The 24,935-nt window shown below is 44.1% G+C and carries 33 protein-coding genes and 1 pseudogene; 8 read left to right on the forward strand and 26 right to left on the reverse strand.

Annotation, left to right across the window (positions count from 1 at the left end; genetic code table 11):
- Window positions 1–14: 14 nt before the first annotated feature.
- Window positions 15–353, reverse strand: a complete 339-nt coding sequence (locus QYB97_RS11555) for a hypothetical protein (protein ID WP_301166158.1) — start codon at window positions 351–353, stop codon at window positions 15–17.
- Window positions 354–1,047: 694 nt separating this feature from the next.
- Here QYB97_RS11555 and QYB97_RS25205 point away from each other — a divergent pair.
- Window positions 1,048–1,191 carry a recombinase family protein gene (locus tag QYB97_RS25205; protein ID WP_356948179.1) on the forward strand — a complete coding sequence of 48 codons (144 nt, stop codon included), beginning with the start codon at window positions 1,048–1,050 and terminating at the stop codon, window positions 1,189–1,191.
- A gap of 253 nt (window positions 1,192–1,444) precedes the next feature.
- Here the strand turns inward: QYB97_RS25205 and rlmD are convergent, their stop codons facing one another.
- The 5 genes from rlmD to QYB97_RS11580 all read right to left on the reverse strand — a co-directional run bounded on the left by rlmD (window position 1,445) and on the right by QYB97_RS11580 (window position 5,295).
- The gene (gene rlmD / locus QYB97_RS11560; protein ID WP_301166159.1) at window positions 1,445–2,833 is read right to left on the reverse strand and encodes a 23S rRNA (uracil(1939)-C(5))-methyltransferase RlmD; all 1,389 of its coding nucleotides are present in this window, start codon (window positions 2,831–2,833) and stop codon (window positions 1,445–1,447) included.
- A gap of 149 nt (window positions 2,834–2,982) precedes the next feature.
- Window positions 2,983–3,903: a diacylglycerol kinase gene (locus QYB97_RS11565; protein ID WP_301166160.1), complete on the reverse strand. Its 921-nt coding sequence runs from the start codon at window positions 3,901–3,903 to the stop codon at window positions 2,983–2,985.
- 147 nt (window positions 3,904–4,050) lie between these two features.
- Window positions 4,051–4,365 carry a DMT family transporter gene (locus QYB97_RS11570; protein WP_301166161.1) on the reverse strand — a complete coding sequence of 105 codons (315 nt, stop codon included), beginning with the start codon at window positions 4,363–4,365 and terminating at the stop codon, window positions 4,051–4,053.
- On the reverse strand, window positions 4,365–4,706 hold the full coding sequence (locus tag QYB97_RS11575; RefSeq protein ID WP_301166162.1) for a DMT family transporter: 342 nt from the start codon (window positions 4,704–4,706) through the stop codon (window positions 4,365–4,367). The genes QYB97_RS11570 and QYB97_RS11575 overlap by 1 nt, the downstream gene beginning before the upstream one ends.
- A 13-nt stretch (window positions 4,707–4,719) precedes the next feature.
- Window positions 4,720–5,295, reverse strand: a complete 576-nt coding sequence (locus tag QYB97_RS11580) for a TetR/AcrR family transcriptional regulator (protein WP_301166163.1) — start codon at window positions 5,293–5,295, stop codon at window positions 4,720–4,722.
- 138 nt (window positions 5,296–5,433) lie between these two features.
- On the opposite strand from QYB97_RS11580, the gene QYB97_RS11585 reads away from it, so the two are divergent.
- Both QYB97_RS11585 and QYB97_RS11590 read left to right on the forward strand, forming a co-directional pair.
- Entirely contained in the window at window positions 5,434–5,928 is a 495-nt protein-coding gene (locus tag QYB97_RS11585; protein WP_301166164.1) for a GNAT family N-acetyltransferase, read from the forward strand.
- Window positions 5,929–6,071: 143 nt separating this feature from the next.
- Window positions 6,072–6,401, forward strand: a complete 330-nt coding sequence (locus QYB97_RS11590) for a DUF1516 family protein (protein ID WP_301166165.1) — start codon at window positions 6,072–6,074, stop codon at window positions 6,399–6,401.
- Window positions 6,402–6,446: 45 nt separating this feature from the next.
- Here QYB97_RS11590 and QYB97_RS11595 read toward each other — a convergent pair whose 3' ends face one another.
- From QYB97_RS11595 to QYB97_RS11635, 9 genes are all read right to left on the reverse strand, one after another.
- A complete protein-coding gene (locus QYB97_RS11595; RefSeq protein ID WP_301166166.1) occupies window positions 6,447–7,019 on the reverse strand; it encodes a non-oxidative hydroxyarylic acid decarboxylases subunit B in 573 nt (190 codons plus the stop codon).
- Window positions 7,020–7,390: 371 nt separating this feature from the next.
- Window positions 7,391–8,068, reverse strand: a complete 678-nt coding sequence (locus QYB97_RS11600) for a hypothetical protein (RefSeq protein ID WP_301166167.1) — start codon at window positions 8,066–8,068, stop codon at window positions 7,391–7,393.
- Between the two features lie 315 nt (window positions 8,069–8,383).
- A complete protein-coding gene (locus QYB97_RS11605) occupies window positions 8,384–9,028 on the reverse strand; it encodes a PIN domain-containing protein (protein WP_301166168.1) in 645 nt (214 codons plus the stop codon).
- Between the two features lie 21 nt (window positions 9,029–9,049).
- The gene (locus QYB97_RS11610) at window positions 9,050–9,508 is read right to left on the reverse strand and encodes a hypothetical protein (RefSeq protein ID WP_301166169.1); all 459 of its coding nucleotides are present in this window, start codon (window positions 9,506–9,508) and stop codon (window positions 9,050–9,052) included.
- 312 nt (window positions 9,509–9,820) lie between these two features.
- The gene (locus QYB97_RS11615) at window positions 9,821–10,489 is read right to left on the reverse strand and encodes an MOSC domain-containing protein (RefSeq protein ID WP_301166170.1); all 669 of its coding nucleotides are present in this window, start codon (window positions 10,487–10,489) and stop codon (window positions 9,821–9,823) included.
- A gap of 39 nt (window positions 10,490–10,528) precedes the next feature.
- A complete protein-coding gene (locus QYB97_RS11620; protein ID WP_301166171.1) occupies window positions 10,529–11,047 on the reverse strand; it encodes a histidine phosphatase family protein in 519 nt (172 codons plus the stop codon).
- A 142-nt stretch (window positions 11,048–11,189) separates the two neighbouring features.
- On the reverse strand, window positions 11,190–11,645 hold the full coding sequence (locus tag QYB97_RS11625) for a GNAT family N-acetyltransferase (RefSeq protein WP_301166172.1): 456 nt from the start codon (window positions 11,643–11,645) through the stop codon (window positions 11,190–11,192).
- 12 nt (window positions 11,646–11,657) lie between these two features.
- Entirely contained in the window at window positions 11,658–12,275 is a 618-nt protein-coding gene (locus tag QYB97_RS11630) for a LysE/ArgO family amino acid transporter (protein WP_301166173.1), read from the reverse strand.
- 224 nt (window positions 12,276–12,499) lie between these two features.
- Entirely contained in the window at window positions 12,500–12,940 is a 441-nt protein-coding gene (locus tag QYB97_RS11635) for a YybH family protein (RefSeq protein WP_301166174.1), read from the reverse strand.
- A 224-nt stretch (window positions 12,941–13,164) separates the two neighbouring features.
- Here QYB97_RS11635 and QYB97_RS11640 point away from each other — a divergent pair, with 224 nt between their 5' ends.
- From QYB97_RS11640 to QYB97_RS25285, 3 genes and pseudogenes are all read left to right on the forward strand, one after another.
- Window positions 13,165–13,620 (forward strand): GNAT family N-acetyltransferase, encoded by a 456-nt coding sequence (locus QYB97_RS11640; protein WP_301166175.1) that lies wholly within the window; start codon window positions 13,165–13,167, stop codon window positions 13,618–13,620.
- 13 nt (window positions 13,621–13,633) lie between these two features.
- Window positions 13,634–13,804: pseudogene (locus QYB97_RS25280) on the forward strand (NUDIX domain-containing protein); the annotation flags it as partial.
- A 201-nt stretch (window positions 13,805–14,005) separates the two neighbouring features.
- The gene (locus QYB97_RS25285) at window positions 14,006–14,548 is read left to right on the forward strand and encodes a sugar O-acetyltransferase (protein ID WP_425589796.1); all 543 of its coding nucleotides are present in this window, start codon (window positions 14,006–14,008) and stop codon (window positions 14,546–14,548) included.
- A 37-nt stretch (window positions 14,549–14,585) separates the two neighbouring features.
- On the opposite strand, the gene QYB97_RS11650 is transcribed toward QYB97_RS25285, so the two are convergent.
- The 3 genes from QYB97_RS11650 to QYB97_RS11660 all read right to left on the reverse strand — a co-directional run bounded on the left by QYB97_RS11650 (window position 14,586) and on the right by QYB97_RS11660 (window position 16,318).
- Window positions 14,586–15,140, reverse strand: a complete 555-nt coding sequence (locus tag QYB97_RS11650) for a GNAT family N-acetyltransferase (RefSeq protein WP_301166177.1) — start codon at window positions 15,138–15,140, stop codon at window positions 14,586–14,588.
- Window positions 15,141–15,285: 145 nt separating this feature from the next.
- Complete coding sequence (locus tag QYB97_RS11655; RefSeq protein ID WP_301166178.1) at window positions 15,286–16,176, reverse strand: PhzF family phenazine biosynthesis protein; 891 nt, start codon at window positions 16,174–16,176, stop codon at window positions 15,286–15,288.
- Window positions 16,177–16,189: 13 nt separating this feature from the next.
- On the reverse strand, window positions 16,190–16,318 hold the full coding sequence (locus QYB97_RS11660) for a hypothetical protein (RefSeq protein WP_301166179.1): 129 nt from the start codon (window positions 16,316–16,318) through the stop codon (window positions 16,190–16,192).
- Between the two features lie 221 nt (window positions 16,319–16,539).
- Between QYB97_RS11660 and QYB97_RS11665 the strand changes: the two genes are divergently transcribed.
- The gene (locus tag QYB97_RS11665; protein WP_301166180.1) at window positions 16,540–17,274 is read left to right on the forward strand and encodes an MOSC domain-containing protein; all 735 of its coding nucleotides are present in this window, start codon (window positions 16,540–16,542) and stop codon (window positions 17,272–17,274) included.
- A 48-nt stretch (window positions 17,275–17,322) separates the two neighbouring features.
- Here the strand turns inward: QYB97_RS11665 and QYB97_RS11670 are convergent, their stop codons facing one another.
- Window positions 17,323–18,165 (reverse strand): aldo/keto reductase, encoded by an 843-nt coding sequence (locus QYB97_RS11670; RefSeq protein WP_301166181.1) that lies wholly within the window; start codon window positions 18,163–18,165, stop codon window positions 17,323–17,325.
- Window positions 18,166–18,295: 130 nt separating this feature from the next.
- On the opposite strand from QYB97_RS11670, the gene QYB97_RS11675 reads away from it, so the two are divergent.
- Window positions 18,296–18,466: a hypothetical protein gene (locus tag QYB97_RS11675; protein WP_301166182.1), complete on the forward strand. Its 171-nt coding sequence runs from the start codon at window positions 18,296–18,298 to the stop codon at window positions 18,464–18,466.
- A 41-nt stretch (window positions 18,467–18,507) separates the two neighbouring features.
- Here QYB97_RS11675 and QYB97_RS11680 read toward each other — a convergent pair whose 3' ends face one another.
- From QYB97_RS11680 to QYB97_RS11710, 7 genes are all read right to left on the reverse strand, one after another.
- A complete protein-coding gene (locus tag QYB97_RS11680) occupies window positions 18,508–19,866 on the reverse strand; it encodes a glycosyltransferase family 2 protein (protein ID WP_301166183.1) in 1,359 nt (452 codons plus the stop codon).
- Between the two features lie 226 nt (window positions 19,867–20,092).
- On the reverse strand, window positions 20,093–20,728 hold the full coding sequence (locus QYB97_RS11685) for a hypothetical protein (protein WP_301166184.1): 636 nt from the start codon (window positions 20,726–20,728) through the stop codon (window positions 20,093–20,095).
- A gap of 20 nt (window positions 20,729–20,748) precedes the next feature.
- Complete coding sequence (locus QYB97_RS11690) at window positions 20,749–21,201, reverse strand: GNAT family N-acetyltransferase (RefSeq protein ID WP_301166185.1); 453 nt, start codon at window positions 21,199–21,201, stop codon at window positions 20,749–20,751.
- Window positions 21,201–21,650: an NUDIX domain-containing protein gene (locus QYB97_RS11695; RefSeq protein ID WP_301166186.1), complete on the reverse strand. Its 450-nt coding sequence runs from the start codon at window positions 21,648–21,650 to the stop codon at window positions 21,201–21,203. Before QYB97_RS11695 ends, QYB97_RS11690 begins: the two co-directional genes overlap by 1 nt.
- A gap of 84 nt (window positions 21,651–21,734) precedes the next feature.
- Window positions 21,735–21,935, reverse strand: a complete 201-nt coding sequence (locus QYB97_RS11700) for a DUF6440 family protein (protein ID WP_301166187.1) — start codon at window positions 21,933–21,935, stop codon at window positions 21,735–21,737.
- Window positions 21,936–22,261: 326 nt separating this feature from the next.
- Window positions 22,262–23,575: a hemolysin family protein gene (locus QYB97_RS11705; protein ID WP_301166188.1), complete on the reverse strand. Its 1,314-nt coding sequence runs from the start codon at window positions 23,573–23,575 to the stop codon at window positions 22,262–22,264.
- 261 nt (window positions 23,576–23,836) lie between these two features.
- Window positions 23,837–24,925, reverse strand: coding sequence for a glycerophosphodiester phosphodiesterase family protein (locus QYB97_RS11710; protein ID WP_301166189.1), 1,089 nt, complete (start codon window positions 24,923–24,925; stop codon window positions 23,837–23,839).
- Between the last annotated feature and the right edge of the window lie 10 nt (window positions 24,926–24,935).

Consider the following 24,935-nt stretch of genomic DNA (forward strand, 5'->3'; position numbering starts at 1 on the left):
TGCCAATTGGCACCCTATTTTTCATGAAGGTGACCATTCATTTTTTTCAAGTGCTCATTAACATTTTTTATTATTTGCTCACTTAAAGCTTTTCCATCAATAACTGCCTCTGGTGTTAACTCATTAGAACTTACTTCTTTACCGTTTATAAAATGCTTACTTTGTGTTGTAGAAGAGGTATTATTTTTTACTATGGTTTGGTTTGTGCTGTTTCTAAGTTGTTCCATTTTTTTGTCAGTTAATTGTTCAATTTCTTTTAAAAACTTGGTCTTAATTTCGCAAAGTTCTTCCTCTAATCCATGTAAAAAATCATCTCTAATCTTCTCTAGGTCGTTTTTATTTATTGAATCCAAAATAAATCCTCCTAGCTACTCATATATGGGTTAGTTTATGACTGAAGGATAAATCTGTTCAAACAAACAATAAAAATAAATTTAAAAATCTTTTCGTAACATTTTTAGAAATCATAATTCTTTCAGATAAAAGCTTGCATTTTACTAATCAAAGGGTTGTGTTAATTACACAGAAATCCTAACAGGTCAGAGCCGCAATCTCTGTCAAAACGATCGTAGTTGTGACATAAAAAACCTACTTTAACAATATAGCCTGTGGAAATGCCCTTAAACCACAATAAACAATAGGTCAAGTGAGCTGAACCGATGCAGAAAATCAGCGTAGCAATCATGAGACAAGGTCTATCTTACTGCTGTTTTCTGACTGGATTGCAAGCCTTAGAGAGTGGGAACGACTCCGTGCAGTAACAGTTCGGTTGGAGTTTCGGTTGGTTACGGCCAATAGTGCTTGTTATTATGTATGTGGGCGAAACTAAAAATTTGTATTAACCATGATATTCATATTATTTGCTTAGACAACCATAGTGTTGAAGGTAACATACAGAACTTTGGTTTATACGCCTGGATATTCGAAACTGAATCAACAAACAGTAGCCGCCGTAACAAATAAGCCAAGAAGGTCAAGGCAAAGCGTGGGCTGTTTATAAGATCCAATCCTCCCTATGACTATCGTTTCGAGGATGGTTACCTTAAAATCAAAGAAGATGACACTCCCGCTGTTGTCCGACGTATCTTTCAGGATTATTTAAGCGGAAACGGCATGGATTCCATTGCCAAATCTTTAACCAAAGAAGGCATTCCCACTCCCAGCCAAGTAGTATCGAGTACCGGGAGCTGACCGAACAAAAACTAAAGAACCTGCAAGCAGATAAAATTCAACTTGAAGAGCAGATCCAGGAATGTTCAAATGAAAATTTTGTTTACAATCTTGGTGATAAGCTAACAAAGGTTCTCAAACTCAAGGAACTCACTCCCAGGTTCTTCATTCACTGGTTGATAAAGTTATCTGTAAACAAGACGGCAGCATTTGTATCCAATACAGCTTTGTTAATCCATTTCAAGAAACTTAAAAAAGGCAACACCCATAAGGGTTAGTTGCCTTCTTTTAAAATGAGTTGCGAGATACACTCCACATGCGTCGTCTGCGGGAACATATCAACCGGCTGTACTTCCAGTGTCTTAAATCCGCCATCTTCCAAGATTCTTAAGTCCCTTGCGAGTGTAGATGGATTACAGCTAACATACACCACGCGTTTAGGCTTCATTTCAATAATGGTTTGAAGCAATGCTTCGTCACAGCCTTTGCGCGGCGGGTCAACAACGATTACGTCCGGCGTGATGCCTTGCTCTTTCCATTTTGGAATGACAACTTCAGATTCTCCGACGGCGAACTCGGCGTTATCAAGGTTGTTCAGTTCGGCGTTTCGTTTCGCGTCTTCAATCGCTTCCGGCACAATTTCGACGCCGTACACCTTTTTCGCTTTTTGCGCGAGAAATAATGAAATGGTTCCGATGCCGCAATACGCATCAATGACCGTTTCGTCTCCTGTCAGCTCTGCGTATTTCAATGCCTGATTATACAGGACCTTTGTTTGCTGCGGGTTGATCTGGTAGAACGAACGGGCGGAAATGGCGAATTTAATATCGCCGATATAATCATAAATGTATTCAGAGCCCCAGAGGACCTTTGTTTCGTCGCCAAAAATAACGTTGGTTTTCTTCGTGTTAACGTTTTGCACAACCGACTTGAGCTGCGGAAGGGAATTCACGATGTCTTCCACAATTTTTTTGCGGTTCGGCAGATCTTTGCCATTGGTCACCAGTACAATCATAAGCTCGTTCGTCGTTTTGCCGAAGCGGACAATCACATGGCGGACTATGCCTTTATGACGCGCTTCATCATACGGCGTGATGCCATATTTATTCAGGATCTCTTTGACCACCTGGATCGCTTCATCCGCGGTATCGCCTGTAATTATGCAGGTATCCATTTCCACGATTTCATGGCTGCGCTTTTGATAGAACCCTGTAATTAGACGGCCTTCTCGTTCACCGACTGGCACCTGGGCTTTGTTTCGGTAGCGCCACGGCTCGTCCCCCATGCCAAGAGTCGGCAGCACCGGAACATTCTCGATCTTTCCGATACGCTGGAGCACGTCTTTTACCTGCTTGCGTTTGAACTCTAGCTGTCCCGGATAAGACAGGTGCTGAATCTGGCAGCCTCCGCAGCCTTTTTTATAAACCGGGCATGGCGGGTCCACCCTGTCCGGGCTTTCTTCTATCACTTCCATCAACCGGCCGAAGCCGTATCCTTTTTTCACACCGACCACCTTAACCATGGCGCGCTCGCCCGGCAGGCCGTTCGGAACAAACAGCGGAAACCCCTCTACCTTCGCCACACCGGATCCGTCGTGGGTTAAGTCGGAGAATTCCACTTCATATACTTCATTTTTTGAAACCGGCGCATTCGCCTTTGCCATTGTACATCGTTCCTTTATCTTCAGTTCTTTCCTGATTGTAGCATACCTGGCACTTCTTAAACGATCGTTTAAATGAAACGCTTGTTTAACCTACTCTCAAGTATACCCTTATGCCAATTCCCCTAACGGCAAAAAAAGATGAGACTCTCTTATAGAGTCCCATCCCCTGTAATTTGAACGCGATCTTTTGGCACAAGCATTTGGAAGTGGTGGCGAAGGTTAACAAATTCGCCCGGCAGAAGTCCGCCGAACTCGCCATCCAGGTTGAGCTGCATTTTATCCGTTGGACGTACCTTGACCCTGTTGGCTTTCGTGTAGACAACATGGTCATCATTCACATGCTCGCCGCGCAGGGCAAGTGTTGCGATGCGGACAAATTCAGCCAGGTTCGTTTTCTTCAAAATGATGAGGTCAAACATGCCATCGTTAAACTCGGAAGTTGGCGCGAGTTTTTCAAAACCGCCGATGGAGTTCGTGTTGGCCACGAGAAACAGCATGATTTCGCCCTGGAACAGCTTGCCGTCATATTCGATTTCAACATAGGTCGGACGAATGGATGGCAGCATCTCGATGCCTTTCAGGAAATACGCGAGCTGGCCAATCATCGTTTTCAGCTTGCTTGGCACTTCATACGTAAGCTCGGTAATGCGGCCGCCGCCGGCAATGTTGATAAAATACTTTTCATTCACTTTTCCGATATCCACAGGAATCTCCGCACCCTGACAAAGCACGTCGCATGCGCCTTCAATCGTACGCGGAACACCCAGCGCACGGGCGAAGTCGTTCGTTGTTCCGGTCGGAATGATGCCAAGCTTAGGACGCGCCTCCAGATCGGCCAGACCGTTGACCACTTCATAAATCGTACCGTCACCGCCAGCGGCTATGACAAGGTCAAATCCTCGTTCACCGGCAAGCTTAGCCGCTTTTGTGGCAGAGCCTTCCTCCGGTGTTGTGGCATGAGTGGATGTTTCATAGCCTGCGATTTCCAGGCGTTCCAGAATATACGGAAGCTGCTTTTTAATCGCTTCTCTTCCTGATGTGGGATTGTATATAAGTCGAGCACGTTTCATAGTTTCACCTGATTTACTTTTCTAATGGTTTTTATATAAATAGGATATGCCGTAACCAGAAAAAACAGCCCATAATTGGACTGCCTAATACCATCTCTTATTATAGTGATTCCCCTTCAAAAAAGCAAAACCGAAAATAGGAAATATTTATGAAATCAGTTTCAATCCAATTCCTGCGGCCACAACCATGGACATGAATAAAATCCGCTTCCAGTCCCTTGATTCTCCGTAAAAAAACATGCCGACAAGCACTCCGCCCACGGTTCCGATACCCGTCCAGACGGCATAGGCCGTTCCCATGGACAGGCTTTGCATGGCCATCGAAAGAAACGAGAAGCTGCACACAAATCCGAGAATCAGAACGAAAATGGACAGGAAGTTTTTCTTTCTGGAGATCCGGTTCATCCCGATGACGCCTAATACTTCAAACGATCCTGCAATCACAACATATAGCCAGCCCATTACGCTTCACTCCCTTTCGCTTCAGGTTCTCCGGTTACGGCTTTCAATCCCATGACGCCGACAAGCAGCAGCGCGATCAGCGAGACTTTTGCCCAGCTGAACGGCACCCCAAAGAACAGCATTTCCGCAAGCACGGTTCCCGCTGTCCCGAGACCGGTAAATACCGCATAAACGGTTCCGACCGGCAATTTATTTAAACACGGTATTAATAGAAAGAAACTCACAACGATCACAAGACCGGTTGCCGTCCACTCAAGCGGTGTACTTGCATGCTTCAGCCCGCTCACCCAGAATACTTCAAGCAATCCTCCCATGATAACCAAAAACCAATATCGATTCATTACCCTTCACCTCTTAATTAAATAACGCACGTTCGTACATATACCATGATGACTGCAGCCGTTCTTCTGCCCGGTCGTTTCCGCCATACAGCATCTCGACAAACACGCCGTCCAAAAGTGCAATATACGCTTTGGCCGCCTGCTTAATATCCAGGTTTTGCATTTCAGGAAGACGCATTTTCGCTTCCTCAAATTCCTGAAGCAGCAGCTCTTCCATTTGATCGAGATAACGGTATACGTATTCAATGATCTGCTGCTGCAGATGTTCCGGCGGAAAGAAAGATGTCCGCAGCCAGAACTTCGCCCGTTCATCCTGTTCGTAGCTTTCCTTTTGCAGCTTCAGGTAGCCATACAGCTTTTTCTTAAACGATTGGCCGCAATTTTTTATATAATCGATCGCCTGCTCCCACTCGTTCTGAACCGCTTCTTCCGTTACAGCCAAAAACAATTCATCCTTGTTTTTAAAATGGGCATAGATGGAGGGCTTCTTGATCCCCACATCGGCCGCAATCATGGCAAGCGATGCCCCGCTGTATCCGTGATTGGCAAAATGAGTGAGCGCCACGGCTTTAATTTTATCTGCTGTCATATTCAACACCTACCTACCGTTCGTTAGGTAGGATTTTCTCACAAACTGTCACCTCTGTCAAAGCAAATGCTTCAGGAAGGGATTTACCTGGCCAGACGAGAACATAAAGAAGGGAGCTTACAAAAGGAGAGAATATGAATGAACACTGTCGATCTAACATTTCGCTTATCCAACCGCCATGACTATCCGCAGCTGACAGAGCTTGAAAATTTAGTATGGAATAAGGAGAACTCCCCGGCGGAGATCCAGTACGCCTCCACCGAGGAATATGCTCAGCACTTCCCGGAAGGCAGCCAGATGTTAGCTGTATCCGATGGGCGTGTGTGCGGGTGTTTTTCCTACCGGATTCCCACACACCTTGAAAGCAACAGGCATGTTGCCGAGCTGGCTCTTGCCATCCACCCCGACTTTCAGGGACAGGGCGTGGCCCGGGCCCTCATGAAGGCAGGCGAAGAATGGATGAAACGCCTTGGGAAAACCAAGCTTTCGCTCCGTGTGATGGCAACAAATCCGAAGGCAATCCGCTTTTATGTAAGATACGGTTTTGTCCGCCAAGGGACTTTGGTCAACGAATTTCTCATCAACGGACAGTATGTGGATGACATCATGATGTATAAGATGCTGGAGGACTAGGGCAGAACTGATTGTACAGCCTGCTTCTCCAATCGTGAACAATTTGGGGATGTTGAAGGCTTTCCCTTGTTTTAACAATAGGTTACCGATACTATTAATATGTGAAAAGGCACTTATTTTTTTTTGAAAAGGAGGAAATTTCGTTGTTCAATATTTTGTTGCAATCGCATTCCGGCTCATGGGCGATTCTGGTCATCTTATTTTTGATTACATACTTCACCCGACAAAAGATCACTCTCATGCTGCAGCGCCTCTTTTACCTCATCATGATCGTGACCGGTGTAGGCATGCTCGTACAGTTGAACTTCCCGCTTCATTACGTGTTAAAAGGCATCCTCGCCATCGTGCTGATCGGCGTCATGGAAATGATGGTAGCCCGCAAGCGCAAAGGCAATCCGATGGCGGCGATGTGGATCGTCCTCATCATCCTGCTGGCCCTTATTCTGCTGCTGGCTTACAACGTTATTGGTTAAACAAAAAATCCGGCTTCCTCTTATCGAGGGCCGGATTTTTTTCGTTTACTGTTGTGATTTTTTGATGCCGTCCCATCTTTTGGCGTCCGACATATGTATGCCAAACTGGTCCAATGCCCGGTATACAATGTGATTAACAATATCATCAATGGTTTCGGGATGGTTATAAAACGCAGGCATCGGAGGGAAAATGATCGTCCCCATGCGTGAGAGCGACAGCATATTTTCCAGATGAATATCATTCAGAGGCATCTCGCGCGTTAACAGCATCAGTTTTTTCCGTTCTTTTAAAATGACATCCGCCGCACGCGTCACCAGGTTATCTGCCAGTCCCATACGGATTGACGCTAATGTTTTCATACTGCACGGCGCCACAATCATCCCGTCCACCTGAAAGGAACCGCTGGAAATTCTGGCTCCCAGATCTTTATAAGAATACGTATAGTCCGCCAGCTTCTCTACTTCCTGCGGTGTATACGAAGTTTCTACCTTAATTGTCGCAGCGGCCCAAGAAGACATGACCAAATGCGTCTCTACCTCTGTATCTTTGAGAAGCTCCAGCAGCCGAATTCCAAAAATGGCCCCTGTTGCTCCAGACATTCCCACAATAATCTTCATCTATAGTTCTCCTTCTTTAATCAGCGAGTCTATATTTACCTTGTCATGTCCATTATACATAAAGGCTTATTATAGTCATAATATCTCTAGGATACTTCCTGGGCATTTCAATGAAGGAGGTGTAGTGTGTAGTTTACGTAATCAGGTTTTGGCGGGTATTTCTTTGATTATGGCGGGTAAATTTTTATTCTGGCGGGTATTCGGTTCAAAATGGCGGGTAATCCTCCAGTTTCCGCGGGTAAATGAAGTTCTGGGCACTCGCTTCCCCCTGAAGTCACAAAAAAGAGCGCCTTTAGCGCCCTTTTTTCAAATACAAGCCAAAATCGGAAACTTACTTGCCGATTTTTAACATTTACTGGCCAAGCCTTTCATTAAACATATCGTATGGTCAAATTTCCAATGACATTCCGAGTAGCACCATTTTGAACACGTACGGTTTGTCCATTAGAAGGAACTGTGGTTTTAAATACAAAGTTAATGCGTTGATTAGGAAGCCCGCGTGTCACGAATGGCCTTGGACTCAATTGGAGAGTTGCAGGATTAATTGTATAATCCGAGTACGTAATTGATCTCAGAAATTGGAGATTTGTGCTCGAAGAACGCTCGTCAAGAATGCAATGTCTTGTTTGACCTGTCCAAAAAAGATATCTTCCATTCCTGATCATCCATACGTTTCCTTGTCTGTACTTAATACCTACGCATTCTCCAGGAGTAATGATCCGGGGATTGTTAGAAGGCGGGGTACTTGGACAAGGGCCAGCATTCGGTATTAACCTCACATCCGCAAGACGAGCTCTTCTGAACCAAAGATGCTGCAGAGTGGCCTGTCCTGAAGTCGGATTGATCGCCCAGTGACTAATAATGATTCCGTCAAAGGCACCTAAATTTGTATTAGAAATATTTCTTCTTACATTTAACGTATTCCCAGTCCTGCTGACCACACCGCCAATAAACCGGCCATTATGAACACAGAAGCCTCCTGCACAATCAGCACCTTGGGAAGCTCTGTATAGAACACCCACACATGAACCATTTCGAATGATTGCCAATCAAATCTTACCTCGTTTCTCCTCGAATAGTGAATTTAATAACTGTCAAACTGTTTTAGAGAGTGACAGAGTTGGTTTATAGTATGTGAGGGGACTTGTTGGGGTGAAGGCTTGTTTACGTTAATGCATAAAAAAAGGCTGGATGTGGGAGCAATCATTCTTGGAAGGCGGATTTTAGTTACATAAGCAGGTTTTGGAGTGTTTTTCTGTTATAACTGAGGTGGATTAAAAGGCTGGATGTAAAGATTAAGGGGATTGGTTCGCTTTCTTTACTAACTGTCTTTTGTTTTAGATATAAAAAAGGCATATTCGCCCTCATTGTCCTTTGAATTTTCTCATATTGGTTAGTAACGCTTGAAACCTTTCATCTTCAACCACTTTCTCTCGCCCGCTTTCAGGAATCTTCACGAACTCATGGGTTATAATATCGTATAATTTCTCCTCTTCATGACCAAAAAAAAGTGTGTATAGGAGAAAATCTTTAACGTTCCCGGTCACAAGAATACCGTCATTGAGATAGGTATGGATGAATATCCTTGCGTCTGATGACCTCAGATAATCCATTTTTCGTCCTTGGGGAACAATTAATCTGCCAAATTTACTTCGGGCATAATTGCTAAAATCTCTAAGTTGATACTCCAATTTGATTGGAATTTCTGTTTCTTCTTTTTCAATGATTGCAAGGAGTCTGTTAATGTGTTTATTTTCTTTCTTATCTAATGTATAGGATTGAATCTTTAGCTCTTGTTCGACTTCATAACTGATCAAAATCTCTGAACATGCGTTGCCGGCTTCTTCAATTATTCTATTCCAAAATCGGTTAGCCGCTTGTTTGTACGCACTCCTTAGAGCTTGTTCATTATTTTTCACTTCCCCGTCTTCTATCTTCTTGATGATGTATGAGCTGTACCTAAAACAGTTAGTATCGGGCATATAAATTGGTGTGCTTTTCTCCACCATCTGGTTCTCCCTCAATATTCTTTAAATTTCTTCATCAACGATTTCTTCATTAATCATTTCTTTAGCAAGTCGAGCCACTTCTTTTGTTCTGCCGAATTTTTCTTGTCTTTTAATAATGAATTCCATAAAGTTGGGGAGATCACTGAATTGTTCTGTCTCTACATGCCAGGTTCCATTTTCGCTGGTTTGGTACCCTTTGTATTTTTTATTGGTGCAGTGACGTCTTACAATCTGCTGGGATTTACCCGTCAGATCTGCAACCTCTCTTACATTCAGGTACTTAGGAACATTGAAGTATTCGGAAATTGACTGAATCTCATCTTTTTCAAGTCTTTTAGAGTACAATTCAATTTCCTTGTCCAGCTCCTGTTTCAGCTTGAGCATTTTCAAATAAGCCCTTGCCGCTTCAGATTTGACCATTTGCTTTTCCTTTTCTTCGAGCTGTACCAGGTCCAGTACACGACTCATATTGATCACCATCCTTACCACCACCTTACCACAATATAGAAACTTTCAAAACATTCTAATAGCAACTTTCGAAACCTTTTTAATCATTCTATTCACTCGAGCGGAATTTAAACCTGTCCAAAAAAAGAGACGGTCAGGAACGTATCCTACCGCCTTCTTATTGACCAATCTCCAGCTTTCCTCAATCTGAAATTATTGAGTCTCTCTCCCATTGAAATCAATAATTCGTGGAGCAATCCAAAATCACCACGCAAGTGCCAGTCATCTATATCCTTTAATCAATCACCCGTGAAATCCACAAGCAGATTACGTAAAAACACATCTTCATCCCCAGCTATTTTTGGTTTTGGATTGATATTGCTTGAGCAGCGTTGCCCGGATCCCTTCGGACAGCGCATCAACGGATAATACACGTTCAAGCTTTTCCTGGTTAAACCGGTCAAAGAACTTCACATCGTTCACCAATGAGACAGAGACCTGTGCTGGATGCGGTTCAAGTAACACTAAGTCATCCCCTGGTGATACGAATCCCTCTTTCAGCACGCGGAACAGGAAACCCGTATAGCCTGTATCTCTCATCCGAACTACCATATCCGGCACATCATACTTAGCCGCAAGCTTGTAACACGGATTCCGGGGTTCAGAAACCTGGATTACCGCTTCTCCGTAAGTAAATGTATCTCCAATGTGCGCATTCTCTTCGGTTAAGCCTTTTACGGTAATGTTTTCGCCGAAAAGGGCCGTCTGGCTGAAGTTGCTTAAAATATCACTCCAGTATGGATAGTAGTCCTGAGGATATAAACACAGCGCTTTATCCTCGCCCCCATGATGTTTGTAGGCCTGCTCATCACCCACTAATCCAATTTTGCTTAGAAAAATACGCTCTTGAACTGCCTCTTTCCTGATCGCCGACTCAAAGGTTTTGCCGCCATAGGTTAGTGTTTCGATTTTTCCTGCGTTTAAAGATTGAACCGGGTAGGTTTGCTGGTCCATTAAATTTTCATCTCCTTACTGTTGAAAGCAAGCCCCCATTTACAAACCCCGCAAATGGGAAGTGCTGTTTGCAAATTTAATAATCCTTTTATCACGATAATAATCCAGAAAGTGAATTCCCGTATAGTCTGTATGAAACCATATATCATTAGCTTCGGGCAATTCCATGAAGCTTTCGATAAGTTTAGTAATCATGCCGCCATGAGTCACAATCGCAATCCGGCTGAAATCCCCGCTATTTATTTTAATATAGGATAAAACCTCTTGAGCGCGTTTTCGAAACGTCGCATCATCCTCCGCATCCTGCATTTCAGTTAGATTGTCTGAGTATTCTACCGAACATTGAGTAGACTGAGATAATATTTCGGCAGCTTGTCGCGCTCGCATCAGTGTACTGCTCCAGATGAATTGCGGAGGGAAATCGTCCAGCACCCTTTTGGCCATTTTCTGTACCTGCATGACGCCCTTTTCGGTTAACGGTAAATCCGTGGAACCCGCATAGCCCTCATCTAAAAAGTCATCTTCAGACTCTCCATGGCGAATTAATAGAATTTGCATTAGAATTTCTCCCTTCCTACAAGCGCTCTTAAAGCGGGAAACAGAATCTCATTATTCACCCCAAATCAAAAAGTTCTCTACATGTTTTATAAATTCCTGTTCCATAAAAAAGAACCGCTCTTAAAAAAGCAGTTCTCTTTCCTTATATATTTGCGTTCTTCTCCAGCAGCATATCCACATGCGGGATCCCGTCTTCCATGTACACATCCGAAATCGTCTTGAAACCAAATGATCCATAAAACTTCTCCAAGTAGTGCTGCCCCTGGATTTTGATGGTATCTTCCTTCAACTCGTTTAATGTAAAGTCAATGCCTCTTCTTAAGAGTTCCTGTGCAAGCCCCTGTCCTCTGTACTCCTTTTTGACAATTACCCGGCCGAGTGACGCTTGTTCGTAGGATACGCCTGCCGGCAGAATCCGCAAATAGGCCACAACCTCGCCATCTGTTTTTTTGTACAAATGATAGGAAGTCAGATCTTTGCCGTCCACTTCAAGGTAAGGGCAGTTTTGCTCCACAACAAAGATTTCCGTCCGCTCTTTTAAAATGCTGTACAGTTCACGTGTCGTTAATTCATCAAATGTGTTTAGTTTCCAGCTCATGATGTTTCTCCTTTAGTGATTGATTAATGATGTACCGAGATAAATAGCCGTACCCCACATGACGAGGGCAGAGATCTTGTTCATCAATCCCATGATACGCCCCGATTCATCGATCTTACCGAGCATATTTCCTGCAATGCCCAGCCCAAGGAACCACAGCCAGGAAACCACGATACAGGACAGCCCGAAAGCAATTTTTGCGCTTCCTCCATAGTTTAGGGAGCTCGTTCCGATGACGCCAACCGTATCTAAAATCGCATGCGGGTTCAGCAGGGATACCGAGAGTGCAAAAGCCATCTGCTTTTTCGGCGATAGTACGTTGATCTCCTCTTCCTTTACCGGCCGCGGGTTGCTTCGCCATGTCACAACTCCCATATAGAGTAAAAAAAGAATCCCAAGGATGAACAGAACCGTTTTAATCCAAAAGGATGCCAGTACAACAACTGAAACCCCGGCGACAGCAAGCGTAATCAGCAGGGTATCACAAACGGATGCTGTTAAAATCACCGGCAACGCCCGGCTGAACCTGGGCTGAACCGCTCCCTGATTAAAGACAAATATATTTTGCACGCCGAGCGGCAGGATGAGGCCGAATGCCAAAATAAAGCCATGAAGTATTGCCTCGTACATTGCTCTCCTCCTAAACTATGGTTACCTTAACTTTATAGGAAATGGAGGCATTCGTCTCCAACCAATTGGTTAAAGAGATGATCTAGAGGTATTCTCTCTTCTATTAGAAAAAACGTTAAGAGTGTAAGAGATAAAGAAGTTGAAATGGCAAGAATTCGTAACATTACTAGAAAGAATACCGTCCAAAAATAAAGGATTGCATCCGCAATCCTTAAAAGGTCCTGCTATCTTAGGTTAAACATTCCTTTTCCGTTGTTCATATCTATCGGCAGCGAGGAATGTTCATGGGTGATTAGCCAGGAGTCGTTTACTTTTCGTAAGCCGAAGGTAAAGCGATTCGTGATTTGGCGATGCTTTTCTCCAGACTTTTCCTTGTGAGCTGCAAATGTAACCGCACAATGGATAAATGCCAGATTTGAAGTTTCCTCTATAACCAGATCATTAAAATGAACGTTGAGGAAAACGCCCTCTTCTTTTAAATGATTAAACCAATCGATGACGCTTTCCTTCCATGGAGCAATTCCCCTGCTCTCCCAGTTTCCCCAGCAATCATAGATATGAACATCAGGAGAATAGCTCGATAGAAATTTCTCAACATCTTTTTCATAAACCGCCGATTTGTAATTATCGAGAACATCCTGAACGACACCCATACTCACTGTCATAGATTCATCCCCTTATAAATTTAATTAACTTTTTCAATGTCCTGCCTCTTATTCCTTCTGCTGCCCTGAGGGCTTCCTATAAGTCTTTGGTGACCCGCCGTTTACGAATTCACCTCCCAACCCTTAACATTCTGTTTCTCTTCCATTTTCTCCTTTTGCAAAAGTAGCGAAAATACTATACGTTATGAATAGCTATTTACATAACAGGAAAGGGCGTAGCGTCATTGGAAGCGAAACGAATTACTTCAAATGAAGAGTTAGAGCAGGCATTCTATATCCGAAAAAAGGTGTTTATTGAAGAACAAGGTGTTCCGCTAGAGGACGAATTTGATGAGTTTGACCAGTTGGACGGCCGCTGTGAGCACATTCTCGCTTACTATGAAAGCCAGCCTGTTGGAACGGGACGAATCCGCTGGGTGGAGGGCGTCGGAAAACTCGAGAGAATCTGTATTCTGGAGTCCCACCGTAAATTTGGATTGGGAAAAATCATCATCATGGCATTGGAAGATATCGCAGCGGACAAAGGAACAAACCGGGTCAAGCTGCATGGCCAAACTCAGGCGGAGGGCTTTTATCACAAACTCGGCTATCAGACGTCCTCTGATGTCTTTATGGAAGACGGCATCCCCCACCTTTTAATGACAAAAGAATTGATTTCAGGAGGTTCACTTGAGGGATAGGGGATCCATCGTCTTGATCGACAACAATAAGGTCGCGTTGATTAAAAGGATCTTCAACGGAAAAACTTATTATGTCTTCCCCGGTGGCGGCATCGAACACAACGAAACACCACAAGTCGCTGCGAAAAGGGAAGCCTTTGAGGAATTAGGCCTGAACGTGAATGTAAAGAACTGTTTGGCAACCATTCCTTACAACGGCATTCAGTACTTTTTCTTAGGAAGTATTGTTGGAGGGGTTTTCGGAAAAGGTACTGGAAATGAGTACAAAAGTGACCGAAATCGAGGATCATATCAGCCTGTATGGGTTGATATAAATACTTTGACTAAGCTAGATATACGACCAAAGGAAATTGCCGAAAAGGTTCAATCCTTATCTAGGGAGGTAATGCATTTGAGTGAAAAAGAAAAGATTGTTTATGAACGCGGAACTGAGGAACTGAAATTAAAAACGACAGTTGCTCAAAAACTGGCACGGGAATTGAATCATTGTGACCTTGAGGACGAGGAAAAGAAAGACGAAATCATCAGGGAACTGTTTGGCAGTGTTGGCGAGAAACCCAGCCTTGAAGCCAATTTCCAATGCGACCTCGGCTACAATATTCATGTGGGTGACAACTTTTATGCCGGCTTTAACTGCACGATTTTGGATATGGCAGAAGTTCAAATCGGTGACAACTGCATGATCGGCCCCAATGTGGGGATTTATACGGCAGGTCATTCCCTTACACCGAAAGATCGGAATAAAAGCGGATATGCCATTCCTATTACCATCGGGGATGATGTATGGATTGGCGGAAGCTGTGTCATTCTGGCTGGGGTGACGATTGGTGACCATTCGGTTGTGGCAGCGGGATCTGTTGTGACCAAAGATGTTCCTCCAGATACGGTTGTGGCTGGAAACCCGGCAAGAGTAATTAAATCTATATAACAAAAAAGGCAGCTGAAGTGGCTGCCTTTTCTTATGGTTATTCACACTGAAAGTCTTCTCTCAACAACCCCATAATGATCGTATCGTAATACTTTCCATCAATATAGGAATGGTTTCTTAAGCGTCCTTCCACTTCAAAACCACACTTTTCATAAGAGTGGATGGCTCTTGTGTTCCCGCTCCAGGTATCTAGTTGAATACGTTCTAAATTCATCGTTCGGTATAGAAAGCGGATCAGAACCTTCATCGCATCCGTTCCATATCCTTTGCCCCAATACTCCTTGTGGCCGATTCCGATTCCCACCGTGCACCGCCTGGCAATCATGTTCAGTTCCCGGTAGCCAATTCCTCCGATATATTCTGGGATTTCTTCCAAAATATAAATCGAAAACTCGCCAGCTTCCCGTTTATCCAATTTAATGATTGATTTCTCATAATCTTCTTCAATTTCTTCCAGGGGCACATTGCTGAGATGAAAGAACCCTGTACCTGCTTCTAACCGGGCCGTTTCCTCATCATTTCGCCAATGGTAGGTTCGTTTATAATCGTCGAGTGACACCGGCCGCAGTTGGACCTTTTCTCCAGTTATCATGAATAACATCCCGTCCTTTTATTCGTTTTTTACTAATGGTGACCTGGTCATAAACACAATTCATGCGTACCATAAGCGTCACATCCCTTCAGACAATAACTTCCCTATTTCGTATTCTTAGTTCATCACAGATTCCCTGCTGCTTTTAAATCGCGACTTCAAATTCGTCCACTTTTACAGCTGTACCGGTGATTTGGACCTTCATTCCCTTGTCCGTTTTCGTGACTTGCACGTTCACTCTTCCGTCCCTTTCAACCTCCTGTCCCTGTTCCACTAATAGATTCAAAGGGCTTTCCGCTTTTTGATCGATAAACGTGGCATAATAAGCTCCCATCACACCCGAAGCCGTTCCGGTCACCGGGTCCTCAATGGTTCCCGAGTAAGGAGAGGAAAAATGTCGGCCATGCATGTCAGCCTCTTCATCAAACGTCTCAAGACAAAACGGGTGCACCGAGGCACGGGGCATTTCTTTTAAAATGGAAGGAAATCTATCATTGTCCGGTTTCATTCTCTTTATTGCGTCTAAGCTTTTGACCGGTACCAAAAGCGTCCAGTTTCCGGTGCTTCCGTAGGTTACTGGCAGATTGGAGTCAATGTCATTACGTTTAATCCCCAGTGAATGGGCCAGATCCCCAATCGAGCCGTTAAAATTCCTGAACTCTGGTGGCGCTTGCTGCATGGTAATAGTAACATCCTGCCCGTCTGAATCCACTTGGAGCGGTAAAACACCCACATTCGTTTCCATCGTCAATTCTGTCTTTTCACCAAGCAGTCCCTTGGTTTTCAACGCAAAGAGAGTCGCCATCGTCGCATGGCCGCATAGATCGGATTCATGTCCAGGAGTAAAGAACCTCATCCTCAGGTCTGCACGATTTGAACGGACAGGAAAAGCGGATTCATTAAACCCGACCTTGTGCGCAATTTCCTGCATCTCGATTTCTGTCAATTCATCGCCGTTCAGCACAATGCCTGCCGGGTTGCCTTTATGAGGCTCTCTGCTGAACGCTTCGTAATGATATACTCTGACTTTCTTCATGTTTATCTTCTCCTTAGTCCATATAAAATCCGCAGGTCAAGTTGGCGATTGTTCCGGCACTGGCATGGTCAGAGGCCATTAAGCAGGCCGCATTGGCCACTTCACGCAGCATGGCAACCGCCCTCCCCATAAACCACTGCATTTTTGTTTTCCAGCAACATTGTTAATCCTCCTGTTCAAACTTTTTTTACATGAGGGTTAATCCTGATGTGCTGATGGGTAAAGCGAAAATACTGATAGATGGCGAAAATGGTGGGTAAGAAAAGGAATATCGTGGAGTTAAAAGATCTATGATTAGTATATCACCCTGACAACCTGTGGTAATGCTGATTATCGAACCTATAGAAAAAAGGAGACGGTAATATGTTAGTTGGCCACATCAAAGAACTCGTTCGTCATCCTGTAAAGTCGTTCTTCGGTGAAAGTGTGCAGGAGACGCAGATTATGGATTATGGACTATACGGGGACCGCAGCCATGCCTTTTTAGATGAAACACGAAAAGATAAGTTTTTGACCATCACCCAATTCCCCGAGATGGTACGGTATAAAGCGAGATTTTCAGGAGCTGAGTCCTTGGACAGTTATCCTGGCGTGGAGATCACCACTCCCGAGGGTAAGATCGTATCGTGGGGAGATGAAGAGCTCACAAAGGAACTCGAAGATCAATCACAACGGAAAATTTCACCCGTTTCCTACAGTCCAACACATGTTCCTTTTGGCCCGATTGAGGAGGCGCACCTGCAATTGGTGACGGATGCTTCCCTGAACAAATTGAAGGAACTGGCAGGAAAACAGGAAATAGAGCATCGGCGGTTCCGTCCCAACCTGTATATATCTTTAGTAGAAAAGATTCCTTTTATCGAAGAAACATGGTTCGGCAAACGAGTGAAAATTGGAGACGAAGTGGAAATTCAATTACTGGGGCATTGTGAGCGATGTTCCATTATTACCTATCACCCTGAAAGTGCCGAATGGGATGCTTCTTTACTAAAAACCGTAGCCAAAGAACGCCAGAATAATTTTGGCGTTTATGCTTCTGTTATCAAAACCGGTAACGTTCGTGTGGGGAATGAGGTTTATCTTTTAGATGAACGATAACAAAAAAGCAGAACCCTTTTAACAGGAGTTCTGCTTCCACTTTTTTTATTAAAAATCAAAGTTGTCCGGATCCGGTCCTACACGAAGGTTTTCGTTTAATCCGTCAATTTGTTTCATTTCTTCTTGCGACAATTCAAAATCAAAGACTTGCGAGTTTTGAATAATGCGGTGTTCTTTTGTAGACTTTGGAATGGTCACTACACCATTTTGCAGATCCCAGCGCAAAATCACTTGTGCCACACTCTTTTGGTGGGCGTCAGCAATTTCCTTCAGCACAGGGTGATCCAGCAATTGCCCCTGCATGAGCGGAGACCATGCTTCGAGCTGAATGCCTTGAGATTTGCAGAACTCTTGAAGCTCTTTTTGTGTAAGCTTCGGATGATACTCTACCTGGTTGATCATTGGCTTGATCTCGGCATCCATCATTAGTTCTTCCAAATGGTGAATTTGAAAATTACTTACACCGATTGCTTTTACTTTTCCTTCTTTATAAAGCGTTTCAAGCGCTCTCCAAGCGTCTTTAAACTTGCCTTCCACCGGCCAGTGAATGAGGTACAGGTCGAGATATTCCAGGTTAAGCTTTCTCAGGCTTTCCTCGTACGCTGCGATTGTTTTCTCATATCCCAGTTCGGAGTTCCAGACTTTTGAGGTTACGAACAAGTCTTCGCGGGAAAGTCCAGCTTCTGCAAGTCCTTCCTTGATCCCTGTTCCTACACCTTCTTCATTTTCATAAATCGCCGCGGTATCGATGCTGCGGTATCCGTTCTTGATCGCTGCCTTGACAGCATCAACAAGCTCAGGTCCTTCTTCTACTTTAAATACCCCAAGTCCAAACCAGGGCATTTTAACTCCGTTATGCAAAGTGGTTGTATCCTGTAAATGATTGGCCACAATAATTCCTCCCATACTCGAGCTCATCAAACACCATCTATTATTCACCATAACGAAGCCTTTGAGAAGTACGCACTTTTCTGTATCGTAGGCACCAAAAGGGTTTAATGGTACTTTTTAGTGCCTGTAAATGGGACTTGCGCGTACAGACATGGATGGCGATGACCTGTTTTCACTGACTGCTGCGCTTGCGTGGATCAGCAACCAGCCGTCATCTGCGCCGCGAGCTGAGCATCTCTTCAGAATTATCGCGAGCGGTATCTTGACGAATCAAGCGGGCAGCGATTTCAGAGCAGAATAAAAAAAACAGACTTTCAGGAATCCTGAAAGTCTGTTTTTACGTTATGCTGCTGTTTCTTCCCCAGTCTCATAGTGCCTTCCCGTTCTGGCAACTTTATTCCACGCCTTGCGGTTGAAGAAAAAGTCCACCGTGCCATAAATAACAGCAGTCATGGTGATAAAGCGGTACAGGAAAACATCAAATAAAATGACCATCAGCAAAGGATACGTCTCCTTTTCCTGAAAAGCATAGCCATGCCTTTCACTCATGCCAATGGCCACCATGTCATAGACCAGGCCGATGATAAAAATGTAACCAACGTAGAGGAAAAGGAAGGTCCAAGAAAACAACTGCCCATCAATTCCATCCATGATCAATACGCCGGTCATGATATAGACCGCAAGCGTCCCGGCAAAAAAACCTTCAAATAAATAGAAGAAAGACACCGGTTTGGTGAACAACGTTTTAAGCAAAAAGGGCCCGAAGTGAAAAAGACAATCCACAAATGCTTTTTGCCACCGCACTCTTTGCTTAAAAAGATCTTTCCCGTTCTCCGGAAGCTCTGTATAACAAACCGCATCACGGATGAGGACCATTTTACGTTTCTTATCCTTAGTCATGTATTTGTGCATCTTCAGGGTAATATCAATATCCTCACCGACAGTCGTCCGGTAACCGCCGACATCGAGTAAAGCTTTCTTTGTAAAAATTCCAAAAGCACCGGATATAACAGCCAGTGCTTTAAAACGTGCCAGTGAAACTTTATTGACATAAAAAGCCTTCATAAAGTCCAGCGCCTGTGCCCGTACCAGCATATTCGCGCTCTTTAAAGACAAGCCATCCATAGGCTTTTTAACCATGGTTTGAAGCACATGCACGACACCGCCCGCCGCAATGACATTTTCATCCGAAAACGCCTGGTTTACTGCCGGCAATGCCTCATCGGTTAAGACCGTATCCGCATCAAGAGTAATGACCAGTGGCTGGCTGGAATATTCGATGCCGGCGTTCAATGCATCTGCCTTCCCGCCATTTACTTTATCCAGAACAAAAACGTGTGGATAGTATTCCGACTGGTACACACCTTTCACATTCCTGTGCTGCAAATGGCGAGTATGAGCCTTCATGCACGGTGTTAACATTAACAACGAATCGAGCTTGGCAAGCGTCTCGTCCGAAGAACCGTCATTGATATAAAGGATCTCTGTCTTTGAATAGGACAGTGTCTTCATACTGTTGACTGACGTTTCAATAATCCCTTCTTCGTTATAGCATGGAATCAGAATACTGACTCCTTTGTCTTCTAATGTTCTTCTTTTCCGCTCAAGACCCGCCCGCCTGAACAGGGGCAGACAGTGAATAGAGTGCAGAAAAGGAAATGCGATTGATATAAAAATAAAAAAATACCACAAATAGTCCAAATCAAATCCTCCTAAACCCATAAATTATTACGATATAATATATATTGGAGTTCATAAGGATTTTTTAGTGGGTCATTGAACGAATTGAGCAGATAGTCGTTATTTGTCGAAACCGGACAATATACAGTCTTACTATGAAAATATTACGCAATAGACAAAAGGCCCACTCAGAGTAAAAACTTTGTATGCGAAATTTTGAGCCCCTGCAAATTTTGTTAAAAATATATTAATATCTCATCCTACCTTCTATACGAAGGTACTTGCATACAAGATTGAAGTTTTCTCTTATATCTTTTTCCCCGTTAACCTCCAGAAGATTGAGCTTTAGTTGCTTTGCTTCTTTTACGATATGCTTTGCAAAAAGCGCGTCCCTGGTCATCCAGTTTTCAAAGGCTGTTTCGGGTTCATCTGTCTCTCTTATAATCTCGTTCATCCAGCTTCGTTTTCGGTATTGTTTCCTTTGAAAATATTCAGTCGGAACCACCCAAATCGCTTTATGATTTTCCTTTAGATAAGGCAGCACCAGCGATGGGAGCAGTTGATTTCCTTCTACCACAATTTCTTTATCTTCCAATCTCGCAAGGTCGTTAATAACAAATAAAAAGTCTTCCTTAAATGATTGGCCATACACCCTGAGCTGCTCATCAACGGACCGATTAAAAAATGCTTCATTCGCAGTCATGGATGAAACCTTGTACATGGCTGGTTGCTTTGTTTTGTCTATCTCTTTTAGATGGCCATTAAAATGTTCATCACATGAATAAAGTTTTAAATGGAACTGTTCGGCAACCATTTGGGCCAATGTGCTTTTACCCGCACAGGATGACCCACCCAGCCAGTAAATATTTTTATTTTCGAGCATACTTACACCTCAGTGCTCATTTATTTCAAACGCAGCCAATGGATAGAATGGGGATATCTTGTTTCTTGAACAAAACCGTATGAAGTATAGAAGTGGTCTCCCCGCACAGTATCCGTATGCAGCACCAGTGTGTGAAAATGTTTGTGAGCTTCCTTCACGATGCTTTTTAGCAAAAGGGTTCCAATCCCAATCCTTCGATAATCATGAGCCACATAAAATCTTCTTATCCTGCCGATAGATGGATCGTTAGCAAAAGGATCTTGATTCAGTCCGCCGATGGCCACACACTGACCGCCCGGATCAATGATACCCCACAACGATTCCCCCGGCTTGTCAAAAGCATTCTTGCCCTCTATGTAATCCCGCACTAACCATTCCAGAAAGCGAAAACCTTCCTTTTTGCTCTCCTCAACCAAATCGGTGATATTCAACTCGTTTAGGCTATCAATTTGTTTAACCGTGAATTGCTCCATTACTCAGCTGCCGGAATGGCTTGTTTTTGTATGCGCATTGCTTCTGCTTCTTTAATACTTTCGGCCAGCCAAACCGGAGTTTTAGGGTGATTCAGTATTTCCTCTTCCGATAGCCAGTACAAAGCCTCTACCTCATCCGGACTTTTCACATACGGGGTACAATCATCCAGTTCACATAAGAAAATAATATCGATAACTTCTCGGCCATCGGCCAGGGTAAATGATGTGCTCAGAACGTACTGCAGCTCGTCTTTTACCATTGCCCCCACCTCTTCAAATAGCTCCCTTTTTACGCTCTCCTCCAGAATATTGGCAGATTCTCCTGCCGGGTCCACCTTCCCGCCCACAAACGCAAGCAGTCCCCCAGCATGCTCTTCCTTCAAGCTGCGTTTAATGATCAGCCACTTATCTTCTTTGTATACTGCGGCTTCAACGTTTACGATAAACATTCAACTTCCCCCTTAAAAAGTAATCCAACTCTAGTTATACTTCACAAGGGGGATTTTTCCTTTTTTGCAACAAAAAAGTTCACCTTATTTTTGAATAGACTTCTTGGAGTCCAAATAGTCGTTATCCACTAAAGGTTTTCCATCTTGACCAACCATAACGCTAAAACCAACTCCAAAGCCTGAAGCATAAGACACATATAAAACACCCGTCTCATTATCACGAACAACTTGATACACTTCCATCTTTCCTTGCTTCTCAATGACTTCGAAACGCTTGTTTTCCAACTCCATCATCTCCTTTTGATTATTTTACGTCGTGTGCTTTCTTCCCAAACGGGCAGGGAGTGTTCTGCCAAACCTCTTCGCTACATCAGACCCATCACCTGCTGTTTTAATAGATTTTCCGCATTTAAAAAGCCAGGCAAGCGCCTGACTTTGCTGTTTAAATTAAGTTTTTCATTCCTCTAATTTAACTTACTCTCAAAAATCCCTCATTTATTCTCAAAAAAACTTTTTTATTCTCGAAACAAGCCATTTTATTCTCAAATTTGAGGCCTTTATTCTCAAACGGATTAATGCCAGTGAGTTTCGACTAATTTCGACGCATTTATTTATGAATTCGCCTCTGAAGGCTGTTCTTCGACTTCCCTCACCTGGATCTTTTTAATTTGGTGGCCTTCCATTTCCGATACTTTAAATTCGTATTTTTCATGGCGCACGACATCATTCTTCTGTATGTCCGAGTTCATGGAAAGCATCCAGCCGCCGATCGTGTCCAGATCTGTTTCATCGATATCCAGAGCATACATATCGTTAACGTCTTCGATCAGCACTTTGCCGTCGAGGACTCTTGTTTTAGCGTTCACATTGAGGATCATTGGGGATTCGTCCTGATCAAATTCATCCCTGATTTCTCCAACCAGTTCCTCCAGGATATCCTCAATCGTGACCATTCCGGAGGTTCCGCCGTATTCATCCATCAGGATGGCCATATGGGCACGTTTTTTCTGCATTTTGGTTAAAAGCTCCTGTATCGGAATGTTCTCAAACACACTCAAAATGGGACGGGTGTATTTCTCAAGCGGAACCGCCTGTTTTCCTTTCATGACGCCGTGAAACAGTTCCTTGGAGTTGATCATTCCCAGTATTTCGTCCTTATCCTCACCAACAACAGGATAACGGGTGAACTGCTCCTCAATAATCGTTTCAAAGACCTCATCAAGGGTTTGGTCCACCTGCAGCGTAACAATTTCCGTTCGGGGCACCATGATTTCCTTGGCGAGCCGGTTATCAAATTCAAACACGTTGTTCACATAGCTGAATTCCGATTTATTGATTTCCCCGCTTTTGTAGCTCTCACTTAAAATCGAACGAAGCTCTTCTTCCGAGTGGGCCATTTCATGCTCAGAGGCGGATTGGAATCCAAACAATTTCACAAACAGCTGGGCGCTTCCGTTCAATGCCCAGATGAATGGATACATGATACGGTAAAAGATGAGAAGCGGACGGGCTAACAGCAAGCTGACACTTTCCGCTTTTTGAATGGCGATGGTCTTAGGCGCCAGCTCCCCCAGCACAACATGCAAGAAGGTAATGGATGCAAAAGCAACGATAAACGAAATGGTCTTCGCCAAAGCAGCTGAAAGCTCCAAATTTACAAACAAGGGGTGAAGCAGATGTTCCACCGTCGGTTCTCCGAGCCAACCGAGTCCGAGTGCCGTAATCGTAATCCCCAGCTGACAAGCCGAGAGGGATCCGTCCAGATTGGTTATGACTTTTTTGGCTGCAAGTGCATTCCGGTTCCCTTCTGCCACCAGCTGGTCAATCCGGGTTATACGCACACGGATAATCGAAAATTCTGCAGCTACGAAAAATGCAGTAAGAAGGATAAGTACAGCAACCATAAATAAATTAAATATGTCCAATAGGGTCCTCATCATCCCAAGGGGATAAAGAGGTTCCACCTCCCAGGTAAAAAATAATTGATCGTTTTCCTTTGTATTAAATTACGCTATTTGTCCGTTCTCAATACCAATTCATGAAATTGTTTCCTACATCTGATCTCCCCAATATCAATTTCTGCAGTATGATCTCAGTATTAACTACGTAAAATCGCTCACAAAGTTTCATAAGTGAACAAAAAACAAGACGGCAGGCACTTTGGCCGGCCGTCTTGTCTTGTTAGTTTAGTTATGTTTTGGTGCTTTGTAGCTTTTCGGAAGCTTGAGTCCATGCTCAGCCATCACCTGGCGCAAGCGGTCGGGATAGTCTGTGATTAAGCCATCCACTCCGTCATTCATAAGCTTGTTCATGGTTGGCTTATCATCCACGGTCCATGGAATGACCTTCATTCCAGCCCGGTGAGCCTTGTCCACCATTTGCTTGTTTACATACGGCTCGTAGTTTTCATCGGTAATCTTTCCATCCTGCGGAAAACCATGAACAGGCGAGATGGCATTTGCCCCAAACGAGTGGGCTGCCGCAACCAGATCACCGTTAAAATCGTCGATGTCAATGCCTCCAAGCCATGGGGAGGCACCAGGCTGGCCCGGTTGCAGGAATTGCGGGCCGTTCGTCAGCGCCACAATCGGCAGGCGCGGCTCGACTTCGCGCATTCTCATCAGAGATCCCCAGTCAAAGCTTTGAATGGAAACCCGGTTAAGCATTCCGGCTTCACGAACCTGGCGGGCGACGGTTTGTACGAATTCCTCACGTGGTGCCGTCTCTTCCGGAGCCCCCGCTTCTACTTTGGTTTCGATGTTCATCCAGACTTTCTTTGCTTTATAGTGTTTTACTAGATCAAAAATATCCGTCAACAGCGGCATTTTGGCACCCGGGCTTGCCACCTGTCCCGGAAACTGCGGCAGCGTGGACGAACCGCAGTCCAATGTCCGAATTTGCTTCAGCGTCAGATTTTTTATGTACTTTCCGACATACGGGTATTCCGGATCGCCTGTAAAAACGGGCTTCGTATCCCGGCATTTTGTCCCGGAAATTTGTCGGTCATGCGTGACTACCGCCTGGTGGTCCTCCGTAATTTGCACATCCAGCTCCAGCGTGCTCACCCCAAGCTCAAGGGCACGCGAAAAGGATGCGATGGTGGATTCTACCGTTAGCCCGATTCCTCCCCTGTGGGCTTCCAGATCAAAATCCCTTTTCTCAAATTGTTTATACTCATTATCAGCCGCTGAAACGGTTGATCCCGATCCAAACACAGCCATTGAACTTATCATGATTGCTGAAATAGCCGTCCCTATAACCTTCTTTTTCACCATCTGCTTTTCT

This window comes from Fictibacillus fluitans, from assembly GCF_030418125.1.
Taxonomy (GTDB): domain Bacteria; phylum Bacillota; class Bacilli; order Bacillales; family Fictibacillaceae; genus Fictibacillus_C; species Fictibacillus_C fluitans.